Origin of the sequence: Nesterenkonia aurantiaca, assembly GCF_004364585.1 — a bacterium.
In the GTDB taxonomy this organism is placed as follows: Bacteria; Actinomycetota; Actinomycetes; order Actinomycetales; family Micrococcaceae; genus Nesterenkonia; species Nesterenkonia aurantiaca.
Map to the genome: position 1 here is coordinate 32,711 of NZ_SOAN01000009.1, position 17,021 is coordinate 49,731.

13 protein-coding genes and 1 tRNA gene are annotated in these 17,021 nt (G+C 68.4%); 5 read left to right on the forward strand and 9 right to left on the reverse strand.

The features are described 5' to 3' along the window. Window positions 1–190 precede the first annotated feature (190 nt). Genes EV640_RS11350 through ligA form a run of 3 tightly spaced genes read right to left on the reverse strand, consistent with a single transcriptional unit; the run spans window position 191 to window position 4,031 of the window. Window positions 191–742, reverse strand: coding sequence for a GNAT family N-acetyltransferase (locus tag EV640_RS11350; protein ID WP_051500787.1), 552 nt, complete (start codon window positions 740–742; stop codon window positions 191–193). Between the two features lie 5 nt (window positions 743–747). Beyond that, window positions 748–1,659, reverse strand: coding sequence for an inositol monophosphatase family protein (locus tag EV640_RS11355; protein WP_133726475.1), 912 nt, complete (start codon window positions 1,657–1,659; stop codon window positions 748–750). Continuing rightward, window positions 1,656–4,031 (reverse strand): NAD-dependent DNA ligase LigA, encoded by a 2,376-nt coding sequence (ligA, locus tag EV640_RS11360; RefSeq protein ID WP_084479297.1) that lies wholly within the window; start codon window positions 4,029–4,031, stop codon window positions 1,656–1,658. The genes EV640_RS11355 and ligA overlap by 4 nt, the downstream gene beginning before the upstream one ends. Between ligA and EV640_RS11365 the strand changes: the two genes are divergently transcribed. Beyond that, window positions 4,030–4,962 (forward strand): fructosamine kinase family protein, encoded by a 933-nt coding sequence (locus EV640_RS11365; protein WP_133726476.1) that lies wholly within the window; start codon window positions 4,030–4,032, stop codon window positions 4,960–4,962. The genes ligA and EV640_RS11365 overlap by 2 nt on opposite strands. A 24-nt stretch (window positions 4,963–4,986) precedes the next feature. Here the strand turns inward: EV640_RS11365 and EV640_RS11370 are convergent, their stop codons facing one another. Further along, on the reverse strand, window positions 4,987–5,565 hold the full coding sequence (locus tag EV640_RS11370; RefSeq protein ID WP_036473310.1) for an arsenate reductase/protein-tyrosine-phosphatase family protein: 579 nt from the start codon (window positions 5,563–5,565) through the stop codon (window positions 4,987–4,989). Between the two features lie 52 nt (window positions 5,566–5,617). Here EV640_RS11370 and EV640_RS11375 point away from each other — a divergent pair, with 52 nt between their 5' ends. Next, window positions 5,618–6,457 carry a CPBP family intramembrane glutamic endopeptidase gene (locus EV640_RS11375; protein ID WP_235180907.1) on the forward strand — a complete coding sequence of 280 codons (840 nt, stop codon included), beginning with the start codon at window positions 5,618–5,620 and terminating at the stop codon, window positions 6,455–6,457. Window positions 6,458–6,526: 69 nt separating this feature from the next. On the opposite strand, the gene groL is transcribed toward EV640_RS11375, so the two are convergent. After that, window positions 6,527–8,122 carry a chaperonin GroEL gene (gene groL / locus EV640_RS11380; protein WP_036473311.1) on the reverse strand — a complete coding sequence of 532 codons (1,596 nt, stop codon included), beginning with the start codon at window positions 8,120–8,122 and terminating at the stop codon, window positions 6,527–6,529. A 73-nt stretch (window positions 8,123–8,195) separates the two neighbouring features. After that, complete coding sequence (gene groES, locus EV640_RS11385) at window positions 8,196–8,492, reverse strand: co-chaperone GroES (RefSeq protein WP_036473312.1); 297 nt, start codon at window positions 8,490–8,492, stop codon at window positions 8,196–8,198. 341 nt (window positions 8,493–8,833) lie between these two features. On the opposite strand from groES, the gene guaB reads away from it, so the two are divergent. Together guaB and EV640_RS11395 are read left to right on the forward strand one after the other, a co-directional pair. Then, window positions 8,834–10,372 (forward strand): IMP dehydrogenase, encoded by a 1,539-nt coding sequence (gene guaB, locus EV640_RS11390; protein WP_051500808.1) that lies wholly within the window; start codon window positions 8,834–8,836, stop codon window positions 10,370–10,372. 13 nt (window positions 10,373–10,385) lie between these two features. Then, on the forward strand, window positions 10,386–11,528 hold the full coding sequence (locus EV640_RS11395) for a GuaB3 family IMP dehydrogenase-related protein (protein WP_036473313.1): 1,143 nt from the start codon (window positions 10,386–10,388) through the stop codon (window positions 11,526–11,528). A 105-nt stretch (window positions 11,529–11,633) separates the two neighbouring features. Here EV640_RS11395 and EV640_RS11400 read toward each other — a convergent pair whose 3' ends face one another. The 3 genes from EV640_RS11400 to EV640_RS11410 all read right to left on the reverse strand — a co-directional run bounded on the left by EV640_RS11400 (window position 11,634) and on the right by EV640_RS11410 (window position 15,931). Next, window positions 11,634–14,696: an ExeM/NucH family extracellular endonuclease gene (locus EV640_RS11400; RefSeq protein ID WP_133726477.1), complete on the reverse strand. Its 3,063-nt coding sequence runs from the start codon at window positions 14,694–14,696 to the stop codon at window positions 11,634–11,636. 492 nt (window positions 14,697–15,188) lie between these two features. Next, window positions 15,189–15,704 (reverse strand): hypothetical protein, encoded by a 516-nt coding sequence (locus EV640_RS11405; RefSeq protein ID WP_133726478.1) that lies wholly within the window; start codon window positions 15,702–15,704, stop codon window positions 15,189–15,191. A gap of 142 nt (window positions 15,705–15,846) precedes the next feature. Next, a tRNA-Ser gene (locus tag EV640_RS11410) sits at window positions 15,847–15,931 on the reverse strand. A 140-nt stretch (window positions 15,932–16,071) separates the two neighbouring features. Here EV640_RS11410 and gluQRS point away from each other — a divergent pair. Continuing rightward, window positions 16,072–17,004, forward strand: coding sequence for a tRNA glutamyl-Q(34) synthetase GluQRS (gene gluQRS / locus EV640_RS11415; protein ID WP_133726479.1), 933 nt, complete (start codon window positions 16,072–16,074; stop codon window positions 17,002–17,004). The last annotated feature ends 17 nt before the right edge of the window (window positions 17,005–17,021 follow it).

Below are 17,021 nucleotides of genomic sequence, written 5' to 3' on the forward strand. Positions count from 1 at the left end.
CTCTTCGCGACACGTCGCGATGAACGATGAAGCCCGGTGGTTCCTCTCGAGGGGAGAGGGGCCACCGGGCTTTCTCATGCCCGCATGCGGGGGCTCGCGCTGGGCTGTGACGGCCGGCTCGCGCCAGGTCGGGCTGTGACCACCGGTTCGCGCCGGGTCGGGCTGTGACGGCCGGAGAACCTGAGCGGGCTCAGACCTCGCGCCGAAAGAACGGGAACCGTGCTGACTTCTCGGGCAGGTAGAAGTCCCGCTCCGGCATCGGGTGGAAGCCCTCGGAGCGGTAGAGCGCGTGCGCGGTGGTCATCGAGGTCAGGCTGCACAGGGTCAGCGCGTGGATCTCCGGCCGCGATGCGGCCATGCCGATGATGTGACGCACCAACGCCCGTGCGACGCCCCGGCCCTGATGCTCCGGCGCCACGGCGAGCATCCTGAACTCCATCTCCCCGGCCCGGGCCACCTCGGCCATGGGGCCGCCGGCGTCGGCGACCGCCACCGAGGCGGCCACCGCGGCGCCGTCGAGGGTGTCCATCTCGGCGACCAGAAGCTGCGAGCCGCGGGCGCGGGTCTCGACGTCGCTCAGATGTGTGACGTAGGAGTCTCCTGCGCTCAGGAAGCCACCGTCGACATAGGCGGCCACGGTCAGCTCCGCGATCCGGTCCCAGTCGGCGACGGTGGCGGTGCGGATCTGCATCGAGGCAGAGTCGGTTCGGGCGCGGCTGGGCTGCGCGTGGTTCCGGTCCACGGCGCTCAGCGGGTCAGCGGAGCCGGGGAGAGCTCGCTGGGGTCGATGCCGATGTCCCCAATCACGGTCCAGTCCGGGGTCTTGCTGCTGTCTGCCGCGATCGGGCGGCGCACGAAGACCCCGGCCTCTTCGGCGATCAGCGCCCCGGCAGCCCAGTCGTGCTCCCAGATGCCGTACTCGGCGTAGGCGTTCTGGGTGCCATCGGCCACCATGCAGATGTCCAGAGCGGCGGCCCCGAGACGGCGCATATTGCCGAAGTGCGGCAGCATCGCGTTGACCGCACGGGTCTGCTCGGCGCGTCGGGCGGGGTCGTAGCCGAAGCCGGTGGAGAGCAGCCCGGCGTCGAGCTCGCCGGTGGGTCCGCCCAGCCGGTTCGGCTCGGAGTCCCCGTGGGTGCTCCAGGCGCCGGCTCCGGCGCTGGCCCACCAGATCCGGGAGAGCGCCGGCGCCACGACGACGCCGGCCAGCCAGTTGCCGTCGGGGCCCTGCAGGCCCACCGAGGTTCCGTAGTAGACGATGCCGCGGATGAAGTTCGTGGTGCCGTCGAGCGGGTCGATGGACCAGCGGTAGCCGCTGGGCTCGGCCGGCGTGGTGGTGCCGTACTCCTCACCGGAGACCTCATCGGAGGGTCGACGCCGGTTGATCACCTCGCGCACGGCCTGTTCGGCGCGCCGATCGAAGTCGGTGACCAGGTCCGAGGCAGAGGACTTGGTCTGCACCCCGGAGTGCTCCTGGCCCAGGACCAGCCCGGAGGGGGAGACGTCCTCGCGTTCGGCCAGGACCCCGGCACCTGCGGCGGCGGCCTCATGGGCGATCTCCAGCAGGTCCTGCAGCTTCTGCGGGCTCAGCCGCTGAGGATCCGGCGTCCGAGGATCCGGCCTCTGGGGGTTCACGTGCTCAGGCTTCGGCGTAGTCATGCATCGTCCAATCCGTCGGGACCCTTGTTCAGCAGTACAGTGAACGCTTCCTCATCGAGCACCGGGACGCCCAGCGCCTCGGCCTTCTCGAGCTTGGTGCCGGCATTCGCGCCGGCCACCACGTAGTCGGTCTTCTTCGACACCGATCCGGCGGCTCGGCCGCCTCGGGTGATGATCGCTTCCTTGGACTCATCCCGGGAGTAGCCCTCCAGCGATCCGGTGACGACCACGCTGAGTCCCTCCAGAGTGCGCGGAGCGGACTCGTCGATCTCATCGACCATCCGGACCCCGGCGGCGGCCCAGCGATCCACGATCCGGCAGTGCCAGTCGGTGCTGAACCAGTCGCCCAGCGTGGAGGCCATGGTGGGGCCGACCCCGTCGATCCCGGCGAGCTCCTCCTCGCTGGCCGCCCGGATCTTCGCCATGGAGCCGTAGGCATTGGCCAGCGCACGGGAGGCGCTGGGCCCGACGTGCCGGATCGAGAGCGCGACCAGCACCCGCCACAGCGGCTGGGCCTTGGCCTTTTCGAGCTCGGCGAAGAGCTGGACGGTGTTGGCCGTGGGTTCGGAGGACTTCTTCACCGTCCCGTCCTTGGCGAGCTGCGCCTTGGTGAAGAAATACAGCGACGGGGCCCACTTCCCGGTGGACTCGCGCTGTCCGGTCTCCGCGTTCCTTCGGCGGGTCTCTCGCCAGACGTAGACGTCCTTGAGGTCCTGGACCCCCAGGTCGAAGAGCCCGGCCTCACCGTGGAGCACCGGCTCCTGGGGAGTCGGCGCGCCCTGCTCGTCGAGGTTCAGAATGATGCCCGAGGCGCGGGTCTCCTCCCAGTCGATCAACTCCGGGATGGGGCGGCGCAGGTCCGGGTTGGTCAGCGCCAGTCCGGCCTCCTCGCCGAGGGCCTCGATGTCCAGGGCGCCGCGGGAGCCGATGTGGATGACTCGTTCACTGACCTGGGCGGGGCAGCTTTCGGCGTTGGGGCAGCGGTAGTCGACGTCGCCCTCCTTGGCCGGGGCGAGCTCGGTGCCACAGACCGGGCAGTGGGTGGGGAAGCTGAACTCGAAAAGCTCATCCTCCCGGTTCTTCCGCGCCGGCAGCACCGGTCCGACCACCTCCGGGATCACGTCTCCGGCCTTGCGGACGATGACGTCGTCGCCGATCAGCACCCCTTTGGCCTTGACCACGTCGCGGTTGTGCAGAGTGGCGCGGGAGACCACCGAGCCGGCGACCTTCTTGGGCTCAAGCACGGCGAAGGGGGTGACCCGGCCGGTGCGCCCGACGTGGACCATGATGTCGAGCAGCCGGGTGTGGACCTCTTCGGGCGGGTACTTATACGCCGCGGCCCAGCGCGGCACCCGAGAGGTGTGTCCCAGGCCGCGCTGCTGGGCGAAGTCATCGACCTTGATGACCACCCCGTCGATCTCATGGACCAGCGAGTGCCGCTTGGCCTGGTGCTCGTCGAGATACGCCTCGATCTGCGCGTAGTCCTCCAGCAGCGCGGTGTAGGGGCTGACCGGCAGTCCCCAGGCGGCGAGCTGCTCATAGGCGGCGTGCTGGCTGCCAGGCTCGAAGCCGGTGCGCGCGCCGATGCCGTGGACGAACATCGACAGCGGCCGCTCGGCGGTCTTGGCGGGGTCCTTCTGCCGCAGCGAACCGGCCGCGGCGTTGCGCGGGTTCGCCAGCGGAGCCTTGCCGGCCTCGGTGAGCCGGGTGTTGAAGGCATGGAACTCCGCGGTGGGCATGAAGATCTCGCCGCGGACCTCCAGCTCCTCCGGGTGGTCCGTCCCGGCGAGCTCGGCGGGGATGTCCTTGATGGTGAGCACATTATGGGTGACGTCCTCACCGGTGGTGCCGTCGCCGCGGGTGGCGGCGCGGATCAGCCTGCCGCTGCGGTAGAGCAGGTTGATCGCCAGGCCGTCGATCTTGACCTCGACGAGCCACTTCACGGTCTCCTCGGGGCGCTGGGCGGCCAGCGAGACGCTCGCCCGGTCATACCAGGTGCGCAGCTCCGAGGCGGTGAAGACGTCTTCGAGGGAGTAGAGCCGCTGCAGGTGCTGTACCGGGGAGAAGGCCTCGGCAACCTCGCCGCCGACCTCCTGGGTGGGGGAGTCTGCGGCGATGATCTCGGGGTGCTCGGCCTCGATCTGCTCCAGGCGTTCGAAGAGGACGTCGAACTCGGCGTCGGAGATGATCGGATCGTTGTCCTGGTAGTAGGCGATCCGGTGCTTGCGCACTTCTTCCACCAGCTCCACGTACTCCTCACGCAGCGCGTGTGACGGGACCGCCTCGGCGGCGGCCTCGGAGGAGTCAGCGGCGGGGATCTGGGTTGTTTCGCTCACTCGTCTGAGTCTAGTCGTGACTAGGGTGTGGCACATGGTCTTCATCAAGCACGCTCCCGCAGCTCACCCGCAGGCCACCATGGTGGAGGCCGCCGGGCTGCGCTGGCTCACCCGGGCCGCCGAGGCCGGCGGGGCACCGGTGGTGCCGGTGCTGAGGGCCACCCCGGGGACCGGGCCCGGGGCGGGGCCCGGATCCGACGCGCAGCGCGGCGCGCTGGAGCTGGAGGAGCTCAGCTCGAGGACCCCGGATGCGGAGGCGGCGCAGCGCTTCGGCGCCGCGCTGGCCCGCACCCATGTCTGGCTCGCCTCCCGCCCCGGAGCCGCCGGAGCCGCCGGTGGTGCGGGGGATGCCGGATCCGCCGGAGCCGCCAGCGGCGCGGGGGATGCAGCGAGTGCTGCGGAGCCTGTCGGCTTCGGCACGTTGCCGCCAGAGCATCCCGTCGGCACCCCGGCCTATTTCGGACCCGCCGAGCAGCCGCTGGCACTGGGCATCGGGGTGCACAGCTCCTGGGGCGCCTTCACCGCTGCCGAGCGCCTGGACCCGGTGCTGCGGGCCCTGGAGGCGAGCATCACGGTCCCGGATAAGGCGTTGTTGCGCGCCGCGCGGGACCGGATCGACTCCGGTGCGCTCGACGACGACGAGCCGCCCGCGCTGATCCACGGGGACCTCTGGGCCGGCAATGTGCTATGGACCAGGACCGAGGCCGGCGCTGTGGAGGCGGTGCTGATCGACCCGGCCGCCCACGCCGGACATCGGGAGACCGACATCGCGCTGCTGCACCTCTTCGGTCTGCCTGAGCTGGACGCGGTGATCAGCGGCTATCAGCAGGAACACGCGCTGCGGGAGGGCTGGCGAGAGCGGATCCCGCTGCACCAGCTCTTCTGCCTCGCGGTGCACTGGCTGCTCTTCGGGCCGAGCTATCGCGGGGCCACGCTGAACGCCGCGGAGGCCGTGCTCCGGCTCTGAGCGGTCAGGGTCAGCGCTGCAGGCTCAGCCCCGGAGGGTCTCGCGCAGCGCCTCGATCGGTCCGCGGACCTGGGCGAAGGACTCCTCGAAGACGTCCCCGGGCATCATGTACGGGTCCACCACATCGTCCTGCGCCGTGGGTGCCTGCGCCTGATCGCGCCGGTCCGCCACCAGCGCCACCAGGGCTGCAAGCTTCCCGGCCACGGTCTGCGAGGTCTCCAGGGCCCCGGCACGAGCCCCCGGGTCCAGGGAATCGAGGAGCCGGACAAACTCGCGCAGCGTGAACACCTTCTGCCGACTCTCGGGGACATCGGCGAGGATGTCGCGCACATGTTCTCGGGTGGCGGTGAGGACCAGATCGGCGCTGCGGACCAGGTCAGGCTCCAGCTGCTCGGCCTCGAAATCTTCGGTGTCGGCGCCATATTCCACGAGCCGATCCTTCATCTGCGCCTCCATGTCTTCTCCGACATGGGCGTGGGTGCCCGCGGAGCGCACGGTGATGCCGGGCTGCGAACCCAGCTCATGGGCGAGCAGCCGGTCCATGGCGGGGGAGCGGCAGATGTTGCCGGTGCAGACGGCGAGCAGGGCGTAAGTCTCAGTCATAGCTTCCATCTGACCACACTCCTCGACGCTGGGCGGATCTAGACTCTTGAGCGTGAAGCCAACCACGCCGGAGGTCTCCGGTCCGCAGCCCGCCGACTCATCGGGATCGGTGCTCCCTGTGCGCATTGGTGGAGCGCCGATCCCGATGAGTCGGCGGTTCCTGGGCTGGGAGCTCGCGATCGTGCTCGGGCTCTCGCTGGGCCGCTCCGCGGTCTACGCGGTGCTGCGGCTCATCGAACGGCTGAGCCTGGCGCCGCTGGCCGAGCAGAGCGCCACGGTGCAGTCCTCGCGATCCCGGGCGGAGTTCTTCGATCTCAGCTACCAGGTGCTGGACTCGCTGTTCGCGCTCTTCCCGGTGGTGCTGGTCTGCTATCTGTTCTTCCTGCAGGGGATGAACCCGTTCCGCCGCTTCGGGCTGGACCTGCGCCGTCCCGTGCGGGACCTCAGCCTCGGCGTCGGACTCTTTCTGATCATCGGGCTGGGCACGCTGGTGGTCTACGGGCTGGGCCGGGCGGCGGGGATCACCACCGAGATCATCCCGGCCGACGTCGGCGAGCACTGGTGGACCACCCCGGTGCTGATCCTGGCCGCGCTGCGGCATTCGCTGCTCGAAGAGGTGATCATGATCGCCTACCTCTTCGACCGCGCTCGCCGGATCTGGCCCCGGGCGAGCATCTGGCTGATCATCCTCGCCGCGGCGCTGCTGCGCGGGGCCTATCACCTCTACCAGGGCTTCGGCCCGGGCATCGGCAATCTGCTGATGGGCATCATCTTCGGCTGGATCTACCACCGCTACGGCCGGGTGATGCCGCTGGTGATCGCGCACCTGCTCCTCGATGTGGTCGCGTTCCTGGCCTTCCCGCTGGTGCTGCAGCTGTTCGCGCTCGCGTAGGCCGAACGCAGGTGGGGCCCTGACCGCGAACGGTCAGGGCCCCACCTGCGAGGGAAGAGTCAGATGCGATCAGTGATCGTCTTCCTCATCCTTCTTCTCGACCACGAGGGTCTCGGTGGTCAGCACCAGGGCCGCGATGGAGGCGGCGTTCTGCAGAGCAGAGCGCGTGACCTTCACCGGGTCGATGACGCCGTCGGCGATCAGATCGCCGTAGACACCGGTCTTTGCGTTGAAGCCGTGGTTCGGCTCCATCTCCGCAACCTTGGAGGCGACGACGAAGCCGTCCTCGCCGGCGTTCTGAGCGATCCAGCGCAGCGGCTGGACCAGCGCGCGGCGGACGATGCCCACAGCGGCTGCGGCATCTCCGGAGAGCGCCTGCACGTCTTCGTCCTCGTCCAGCACGGAGAGAGCGTTGATCAGCGCGGTGCCGCCGCCGGCCACGATGCCCTCTTCCAGAGCCGCACGGGTGGACGAGACGGCATCTTCGATGCGGTGCTTGCGCTCCTTGAGCTCCACCTCGGTGGCAGCGCCGACCTTGATGACGCCGATGCCGCCGGAGAGCTTCGCCAGACGCTCCTGGAGCTTCTCGCGATCCCACTCGGAGTCAGAGGCGTCGGCCTGGGCCTTGATGGTGGCCGCGCGAGCGTCCACATCTTCCTTGGACCCGGCGCCGTCGACGAGGGTGGTGGCGTCCTTGGTCACGGTCACCCGACGTGCGGTGCCCAGTGATTCCAGATCCACCTGATCGAGCTTCAGGCCCAGATCAGGAGAGATGACCTGTCCGCCGGTGAGCACGGCGATGTCCTCGAGCATGGCCTTGCGGCGGTCTCCGAAGCCGGGAGCCTTGACCGCGACCACGTTGAGCGTGCCGCGCAGCTTGTTGACCACCAGCGTGGAGAGGGCCTCACCCTCGACGTCCTCGGCGATGATGAACAGCGGGCGCTTGGCCTGCAGGACCTTCTCCAGCACGGGCAGGAACTCGGCCATGTTGGAGATCTTGCCCTGGTTGATCAGGATCAGCGGATCTTCGAGGATCGCTTCCTGGCGCTCAGGATCGGTGACGAAGTGCGGGGACAGGTAGCCCTTGTCGAACTGCATGCCCTCGGTGATCTCCAGCTCCGTGGAGGTCGAGGACCCCTCTTCGATGGTGATCACACCGTCGGTGCCCACGGCGTCGAATGCACGAGCCAGGAGTTCACCGACCTCGTCGTTCTGCGCGGAGATCGCGGCCACGTTGGCGACCTGCTGGCCCTCGACATCGCGTGCGTTCTCGCGCAGCCGGCGGGTCACGGCGGCGACCGAGATCTCGATGCCGCGCTTGATCTCGCTCGGTGCCGCACCGGCGGCCACGTTGCGCAGGCCTTCCTTGACCAGCGCCTGGGCCAGGACCGTTGCGGTGGTGGTGCCGTCGCCTGCGACGTCGTTGGTCTTGGTGGCGACTTCCTTGGCCAGCTGCACGCCAAGGTTCTCGTACGGGTCTTCGACCTCCACCTCGCGGGCGATGGTGACGCCGTCGTTGGTGATGGTCGGTGCGCCCCAGGACTTGTCCAGGACTACATTGCGGCCTTTCGGGCCGAGCGTGACCTTGACCGTGTCTGCAAGCTTATCGATGCCGGCTTCCAGAGCGCGGCGTGCAGCATCACTGAATTCAAGCTGCTTTGCCATGGGTTAGTGCTCCTTTGAGAGTGTGAGAATCGGATCGTGATCAGGTCTGTGAAGAACCTTCAGCGGTCCGTTCTTACTTCTCGATGATGGCCAGGACGTCGCGAGCGTTGAGCACGAGGTACTCCTCGCCGCTGACCTTGACCTCGGTGCCGCCGAACTTGGAGTAGATGACGACGTCGCCCTCGGAGACGTCAACCGGGATGCGCTTGCCCTTTTCGTCGAAGCGACCTGGGCCCACCGCGATGACCTTGCCCTCCTGGGGCTTCTCCTTGGCGGTGTCGGGGATGACCAGCCCGGAAGCGGTGGTCTGCTCTGCTTCCAGGGGGCGAACAACGATGCGATCCTCGAGAGGCTTGATAGAGACTGACACGTCAGTACTCTCCTTTGCGTGGTGTGGATTCGGTTTATCAGCACAGACCCGTGCAGAGCCTCCCCGGTGCTTCCGGGGTGCTCGACGAGCCGAAATCTATCGCACGCCTTGGGAGTGGCCAACCGTCGTCGCGGTGCCGGATGGTGCCCCGTCAGGCTGATCTCCGCGGGTTGACGACCCACGGACAAGCTGGCACCCGAGGGTCTCGAGTGCTAGACGAAACTTTATAGACGGGCTTAGCACTCGGTCAAGCAGAGTGCTAAGCCTTTGGCTCCGGGCGGACGTGGACGACACGTAGACTTGGGCCCGAGCCACCCCTTTTGACCCCGAGAGGCACCACCGTGACTGAAACTCATCAGCAGCCGAGCGCGGCCGGAGGCCCGGAGCATGACCCCTTCGGCTTCGTCGGACTGACCTACGACGACGTCCTGCTGCTCCCCGGCGCGACCGACGTCATCCCCTCAGAAGCAGATACCGCGACCCGGTTCTCCCGCAACATCATGCTGCAGTCCCCGGTGGCCTCCGCCGCGATGGACACCGTCACCGAGGCGCCCATGGCCATCGCCATGGCACGCCAGGGCGGCATCGGCATCCTGCACCGCAACCTCTCCATCGACGATCAGGCCCGGCAGGTGGACAAGGTCAAGCGCTCCGAGTCCGGCATGATCAGCGATCCGGTGACGATCACTCCGGACGCGACCATCGCGGACCTCGACGAGCTCTGCGCGCACTACAGGGTCTCTGGACTCCCGGTGGTCGACAGCGAGTCCAAGCTGCTGGGCATCATCACCAACCGCGACACCCGGTTCATCCCGCGCGAGCAGTACCTGACCACCAAGGTCTACGAGAAGATGACCCCGCAGCCGCTGATCACCGCCCATGTCGGGATCCCCAACGAGGAGGTGCTGCGGATCTTCTCCGAGCACCGGGTGGAGAAGCTGCCGCTGGTCGATGATCAGGGCGTGCTGCAGGGATTGATCACGATCAAGGACTTCGACAAGGCCGACCGCTACCCGCAGGCCACCAAGGACTCCGAGGGCCGGCTGCGCGTCGGCGCGGCCGTGGGCTTCTTCGGTGAGGGCTTCGAGCGCGCCATGACCCTGATCGACGCCGGGGTCGATGCCCTGGTGGTGGACACCGCCAACGGCCACACCCGCGGCGTGCTGGACATGGTCGCCCGGCTCAAGGCCGAACCGGCCGCGGCCGGGGTCGATGTGATCGGCGGTCAGGCGGCCACCCGCGAGGGAGCACAGGCGATCGTCGACGCCGGAGCCGACGCGGTCAAGGTCGGCGTCGGACCGGGCTCCATCTGCACCACCCGCATCGTCGCCGGCGTCGGGGTTCCCCAGGTCACGGCCATCTACGAATCATCCAAGGCGACCATCCCGGCAGGGGTGCCGCTCATCGCCGACGGCGGGCTGCAGCACTCCGGCGACATCGGCAAGGCCATGGTCGCCGGGGCTGACTCGGTGATGCTCGGCTCGCTGCTGGCAGGCTCCGCCGAGTCCCCCGGAGACCTGGTCTTCTACAACGGCAAGCAGTTCAAGGCCTACCGCGGCATGGGCTCCATGGGCGCGATGCAGACCCGCGGGAAGAACACCTCCTTCTCCAAGGACCGCTACTTCCAGGCCGATGTCCCCACCGATGAGAAGCTCATCCCGGAGGGCATCGAGGGGCAGGTGCCCTACCGCGGCCCGCTCGAGGTGGTGTTCCACCAGCTCACCGGCGGTCTGCGCCAGACCATGTTCTACGTGGGAGCGCACACCATCGAGCAGCTCAAGTACAAGGGCAAGTTCGTGCGGATCACCTCCGCCGGACTCAAGGAATCGCACCCGCATGACATCATGATGACGGTGGAAGCGCCGAACTACCGGCGCTAGTAAAGGAGCAGCTTTGAGCAACGAGATCCCCATCGGCCTGGCCAAGAACGGCCGTCGGGCCTGGGCTCTGGACGATGTCGCCATCGTCCCGAATCGACGCACCCGCAGCCCCGCGGATGTGAGTCTGGACTGGCGCATCGACGCCTACTCCTTCTCCATGCCCGTGGTCGGCGCCCCGATGGACTCGGTGATGTCCCCGGCCACCGCCATCGAGCTCGGCCGGCAGGGCGGTCTCGGGGTCCTCAACCTAGAGGGCCTCTGGACCCGCTACGAGAACCCGGAGCCGGTGCTTGCAGAGATCGCGGCGCTGGGCGCCGAGGAGGTCTCCGCGCAGAACACCCGCCGGCTGCAGCAGCTCTATGCCGAGCCGATCAAGGCCGAGCTGATCACCGCACGGCTGGCCGAGATCCGGGAGGCCGGCGTCGTCGTCTCCGGCTCGCTGACTCCCCAGCGCACCCAGGAGTTCTACAGCACCGTCATCGAGGCCGGGGTGGACATGTTCGTCATCCGCGGCACCACCGTCTCGGCCGAGCACGTGGCGCAGAACGGTGACCCGCTGAACCTCAAGGAGTTCATCTATGAGCTCGATGTGCCGGTCATCGTCGGGGGCGCCGCGGGGTACACGCCTGCGCTGCATCTGATGCGCACCGGCGCCGCCGGTGTGCTGGTGGGCTTCGGCGGCGGCGCCGCCACCACCACCCGCCGCGCCATGGGCATCCGGGTGCCGATGGCCACCGCGATCAGCGACGTCGCCGCGGCCCGCCGGGACTACCTGGATGAGTCCGGGGGGCGCTACGTCCACGTCATCGCCGACGGCGGCATGGGCTCCTCCGGAGACCTGGTCAAGGCCCTCGCAATGGGCGCCGACGCCGTGATGCTCGGCACCACCCTCGCCCGCGCCGAAGAGGCGCCGGGGCAGGGCTGGCACTGGGGTCTCGAGGCGGTGCACCAGGACTTCCCGCGCGGCCACCGCACCCGGGTCGGGACCGTGGCGCCGCTGCAGGAGGTGCTCTGGGGGCCCGCGCATCACACCGACGGCTCCTCAAACCTGATGGGCGGCCTGCGCCACGCGATGGCCTCCACCGGCTACGTGGACCTGAAGTCCTTCCAACGCGTGGACGCGATCGTCTCCCCGATGGGCCAGCAGACCCGCTGAGCCTGTCTCTCGGCAGAAAATCGTAGGGCTGTGGTGATGTTGTAGGGCTTGAGCTCTACGACATCCCACAGCCCTACGATTTTTTCACGTCGGGGGCGGGTCGGCTCAGCAGCTGCCGGACTCCTCCCAGGGGCCATAGCGGCCTCCGGGCTCCTGGTTCCGGGTGTGCCACTTCGCGGTGTAGCTGACCCCGTCGTGGACGATGGTCTCGCCGCCGTCGAACTGTGAGCTCGGCGCCCACTGCGCCCACGTCTCACCGGAGCAGTCCGTGGGCGCACCGACCTGGGACCAGGCGCTCCACGGGGAGGCCCCGGGCTCCTGGTTCTGCGTGTACCAGAGCGCCCGGTAGACGCCGCCCTCATGGCTCACGGTGTCACCGTTGGTGTAGACCGCGCCGGAGCTCCAGGCTTCGTGCTCCGGAGTCTCCTCCTCGTCCCCGTCACCGGGAGCCTCGGAACCTGAGAGGATCAGGTCAGCGAGGATCGGATCGTGGTCTGAGGAGCGCCACTGGTCCGGGGAGTAGAGCAGAGTCCCCACGGAGTTGTAGCGGCTGTACTCCAGTGCCAGCGGTTCCACGGAGTTGATGTTCCAGATCTCGGTCTGCACGACATCGGCTGCGGCGGCCTCCGAGGCGAAGAGGTGATCCAGGGATCCCACCGCACCGTCGAACATGTAGCTGTACCCACCGGTCTGGGCCGAGAGGTTTGCGTAGCCGGCCTCAGCGATGACCTGCAGCGGGTCCTCCATCTCGTAGGAGTTGAAGTCGCCCATGAGGAAGGTCTTCCCGGTCGCGGCCTCCTCCTCGAGCGCATCGGCGAAGGCCACCAGCGCCTGCGCCTGCCGGACCCGGTCCCCGTTGAAGGAGCCCTGCCCGGTGGTGTCGGCGTTGTCGCCGCTGCCGCTGCCACCCTTGGACTTGAAGTGGTTCACGATCGCGAGGAAGCTCTCCTGGCTGTCCTCGGCTCCGTCTCCGAGGGCGGTGAACTCCTGGGCCAGCGGCTCCCGTGCGTTGGAGAAGATCTCCTCGAGGTCCAATCCGGCGAAGGCCTCCTGATCAAGGTCCTCGATCCCGTCCTCGAAGAGGATCCGTGAATCTCCCTCGGGCGCCACGCGATCGGTGCGGTAGATGAACCCGTTGCGGATCACATCCTCGTCAGCGGGCACCTCCTCGGGGGATTCGACGTAGTCCCAGGTCCCCGCGGTGCCCTCGGCGCTGTTGAGCGCCTCGACCAGAGCGGCCAGAGCACGGTCACGGTCACCGTCTTCCACGAAGTAGCGGCTGTTCTCGATCTCCTGGAGGGCGACGACGTCGGCATCGAGCCCGCTGATCGCGGTCACGATCTTGTCCTCCTGACGCTCGAAGCTGGCCTGGCTGTAGGCTCCGCGGGCGTCGCAAAAGTCATTCGTGGTCGGGTTGCCATCGATATCGGTGTAGAACGCGCATCCGGGCTCATCCTCGCCCAGCGAGATGAAGTAGTTGAGCACGTTGAACCCGGCGATGCGCAGATCGCCCGCGCGCTCGGCGGGGGACTCGTTGCCCTCGCGGGTGTTCTCGAACTGCGCCGGCTGGATCTGCTCGGCCGTTTCGGGGGTGAGCTTGCCCAGCGGCTGGAGCCGCCATTCCTCGAACCGGTAGTCCATGATCACATCGGTCTGCCAGAGCACCTCGGCGCCGATCCGGATCGGATCCTCGATGCTCAGATAGGGCAGCGGCTTGTCCCGATCATCGCTCCAGCCCTGCCAAGAGGTCGACGCCGCGTCGTCCAGATAGATCACCCGCTCGGCGTTCTGCGCCGCCAGCGCCTCGGCCTCAGCGCCCGGGCGGAAGGCTGAGGTGGGATTGATCAGCGGCTCCTCGCCCAGGACGATGCCGATCTCGCCGTACTGGTTCAGCGTGTAGTGGTCGGTGACCGTGTAGCTGCCCTGCGGGTCCAGCAGCATGCCCAGCAGCGATTCGCGCTGCCGGGCATCCTCCGGAACCTCGAGAGAGGCCGGCTTGACCGCTTCGAAGGGTTCGTCCTCGATCAGCGCCAGCTCGTGGTGCGGGGTCTGGGTGGATCCCGGGTACAGCGCGATCTGTGGATTCTCGAAGTAGACGGTGGCGTCCCCGGTGATCTCCACGAAGTCCCCGATCTGCACGAGTTCCTGGGAGATCGCGGCGGGGGAGTAGACGAAGATCGCGTCCGAGGTCTCATGGCTGCTCAGATCAACATCGCCGCCGGAGCCTGCCGTCTGCAGGTAGAAGCCGTTGAAGCTCTGCTCGGCGGGGTAGACCGCGGTCACCACGCCCCGGGTGGTCACCGGGCGGTCCTCGCCATCGGAGTCCAGCGCGGCGTTGATCTCGGCGATCTCCAGCTCGCTGGGCTCGGTCGGAGTCGCCGGGTCAGTCGGCTCGGGTTCAGTCGGCTCCGGGTCTGCTGGGTCTGTCGGCTCGGGTTCAGCCGGGTCCGGGTCAGCCGGGTCCGTCGCGCCGAGGGTCTCGCCGGCGGCGTTGGTCGGGGAGGGCTCGCCGCGAGTGAAGTCCGCGGAGTTGTCATCGGTGTCCACACCCTCGGTCCGGCCGATCGAGGTGGTGTTCGTCGCGGCGGTGGCCGGTGCCTTCTCGAACGTGTTGGTCGTGCCGAAGCCCAGCAGGTCCGCCACCTGGTCATGCTTCAGCACTGAATCCAGCGGCAGCTCCTCCAGCGTCTCGGATGTGGTGGCCAGGATGAACGTGCCTCCCGCCGCAGCGCCGATGGCCACCCCGGTCTGGGCATCCGGGGTGGGCAGGGCTGCGCCGTCGCCGTTGTTCCCGCCGCCCTGGATCAGATAGTGCCCCCCGGGTTCGATCTCGCCGTCGAGCTCGACGGTGGAGCTCGGGGCGCCCGTGGACGTCCGGGCGCGGTACTGCAGCGACCACTCGCTGAGGTCCACGGCGGTCTCACAGGTGTTCAGCAGCTCCACGAACCGGTGGGAGAGGGCGGCGGATCCGCTCCCACCGTTCGGGAAGGCCTCATTGATCACGACGCAGTCGGTCCCCGCAGGACTGCCCTCCTCGGGGGCAGCGGAGTCGGTGGAGCCGAAGGCGGGGGCGGGGGCCAGCAGGGCCGCGCTGAGCCCCAGGGCGGCGAGTGCCCGCGGCAGCGGACGTCCTCGCCCTGGTGGGGCGCTCTGGTGGGGGATGCTCATCAAGGTGGAGTCTTCTTCCATTCGAGGTGATCGTCTCGTGCGCTCACCGATGGTCACGTCAGTGTTGTCACCGTGGACCAGGCTGCCGCGCAGAGCGCGCCGCAGACCCAGCCCACCATCGAATCCAAGCAGGGTCATGTGAACGGCGTGCTACAGATGAGGAAACCCGGCGCCCCATGTGACCTGCGAGGATGACGGCGCAGCATGGGTCGGGAGGACGATGATGGTGCGCCACGTATACCCCCGGGGGTATAGTGGGGATATCGTTCAACCGAGCAGAGGAGCCACCATGTGTCGAGCCGTGACCTGCAAGACCTGTCACAAGACCACCTGGGCCGGATGCGGCCAGCATGTCGATCAGGTGATGCGCGGGGTCAGTCCCGCCCAGCGCTGCCCAGGCCATGAGTCCACGCGCCCCGACGGATTCTTCAGCAGGCTCTTCAGCCGCTGAGGGTCGCCTGGGGGCTGGCCCTCAGGTCAGCCAGGCAGCGGTCACTGCTCTGGCCAGTCCGAGGCTTCCATGATCACCTGAGATGTTTGGGACTCGGCGTCCCGGGCGATCTCCGCGCAGTCCTCGCCCTCGGGGCAGGCGTAGGACCAGGAGACCAGGCCTCGCGCGGCCGCACCGAGATCCGAGGGGTAGGACCCCGGAACGTACTCGGGGAGGCCCGCGGTCTGATTGCGGATCCAGTAGCTGTAATCGGCCATCAGCGGCAGAGCCTCGGCGAAGAGGTCGTGGCACCGGGGTTCCGCGGCCACGCAGTCGGCCTGGAGGTACTCGCGGTGCCACGCTTCGAGGTCGTCCAGGTGGAGATCCCTGGCCTGGGCCAACCAGGCATCGCCGGGCACCTCGGCCGCTGAATCTTCTCCGGGCCCCGGCGTCGCCGTGGCTGTGGCCTGGGCGGCCGGCTGCTCGCTGGGCGCCGCCGACTCCTCGGAGCCCCCGGCGCAGCTGACCAGGCCCAGGATCGCGAGGAAGCCGATCCCGGCAGCAGCTGGTTTGTGCATGACCCCTCCAGGGGTGAGTGATGTGTGTCGGCGGATGCCGCAGGGCGCGCGTGCCAACGTTACCCCGGGTCCCAGATGCACAGTGCCGCCGGACACGAAGAAGCCCGCCGGTCTGGTGTCCAGACTGACGGGCTTCACTCGGCGGAGGATGGGGGATTTGAACCCCCGAGGGCGTGAACCCAACACGCGTTCCAAGCGTGCGCCATAGGCCGCTAGGCGAATCCTCCTGGCTGCTTCCGCTGGCCTGCCTGATCGGCACGGCCCTCGAGAGCAGACTTCATACTAGCGGAGAACCGACGCATAATGCACATCGGGCCCCCGTAGGATGGATCACTGCCGCGATCTGACCTGAGGAAAGGGGACATCGATGCCCGCTGGACGCTATGCACCCAGCCCCTCGGGGGAGCTGCATCTGGGCAATCTGCGCACCGGGATGCTCGCCTGGCTCTTCGCCCGCTCCACGGGGCGGGCCTTCCTGCTGCGCTTCGAGGACCTCGACACCGCCCGCACCGTCCCCGGGTCGGCGGAACAGCAGCTCCAGGACCTCCACGCCATGGGACTGACCTTCGACGTGCAGGACGGCGCCGAGATGATCTGGCAGTCCGAGCGGACGGATCGCTATGCCGCAGCCATCGCGCAGCTGGAGCAAGCGGGTCTGACCTATGAGTGCTTCTGCTCGCGCCGCGAGATCCGGGAGGCCGCGCGGGCCCCGCATGGGCCGACCGGCGCCTACCCGGGGACCTGTCGCGATCTAGACACCGCAGAGCGGGCACGACGGCGAGCGCAGCGCCCCGCGGCGGTGCGGCTGCGCACTCCGCGCACCGAGACCGGGGCGGCGCAACGATTCGCCGTCGAAGACGTGCTGCTGGGCAGGCTCAGCACCGAGGTCGACGACTTCGTGATCCAGCGCAACGACGGCGCCGCCGCCTACAACCTCGCCGTGGTGGTCGATGATCAGCTCACCGGTGTGGACCAGGTGGTGCGCGGCGACGATCTGGCCTCCTCGACACCGAGCCAGGCCTATCTGCGCGGACTGCTCTACGGCACGGAGGCGGCCGCGAAGGTCCAGTACGCGCATGTCCCGCTGGTGCTCAACATCGAGGGTGAGCGCCTGGCGAAGCGGGACGGTGCCGTGACCCGGGCAGCCCTGGAGGAGCAGGGGATCGAGGCCGAGGCCCTGCGGGACCTGCTGCTGGTCTCGCTGGGTCTCCCGGCCGGCCCGCTGGGCCAGGCGCTGGGGTCCTTCGACCCTGAGGCGCTGCCCAGCGAGCCCTGGGTGTTTCAGCCGCCGAGCGGCTGAGCCGCACCGGGCCTCAG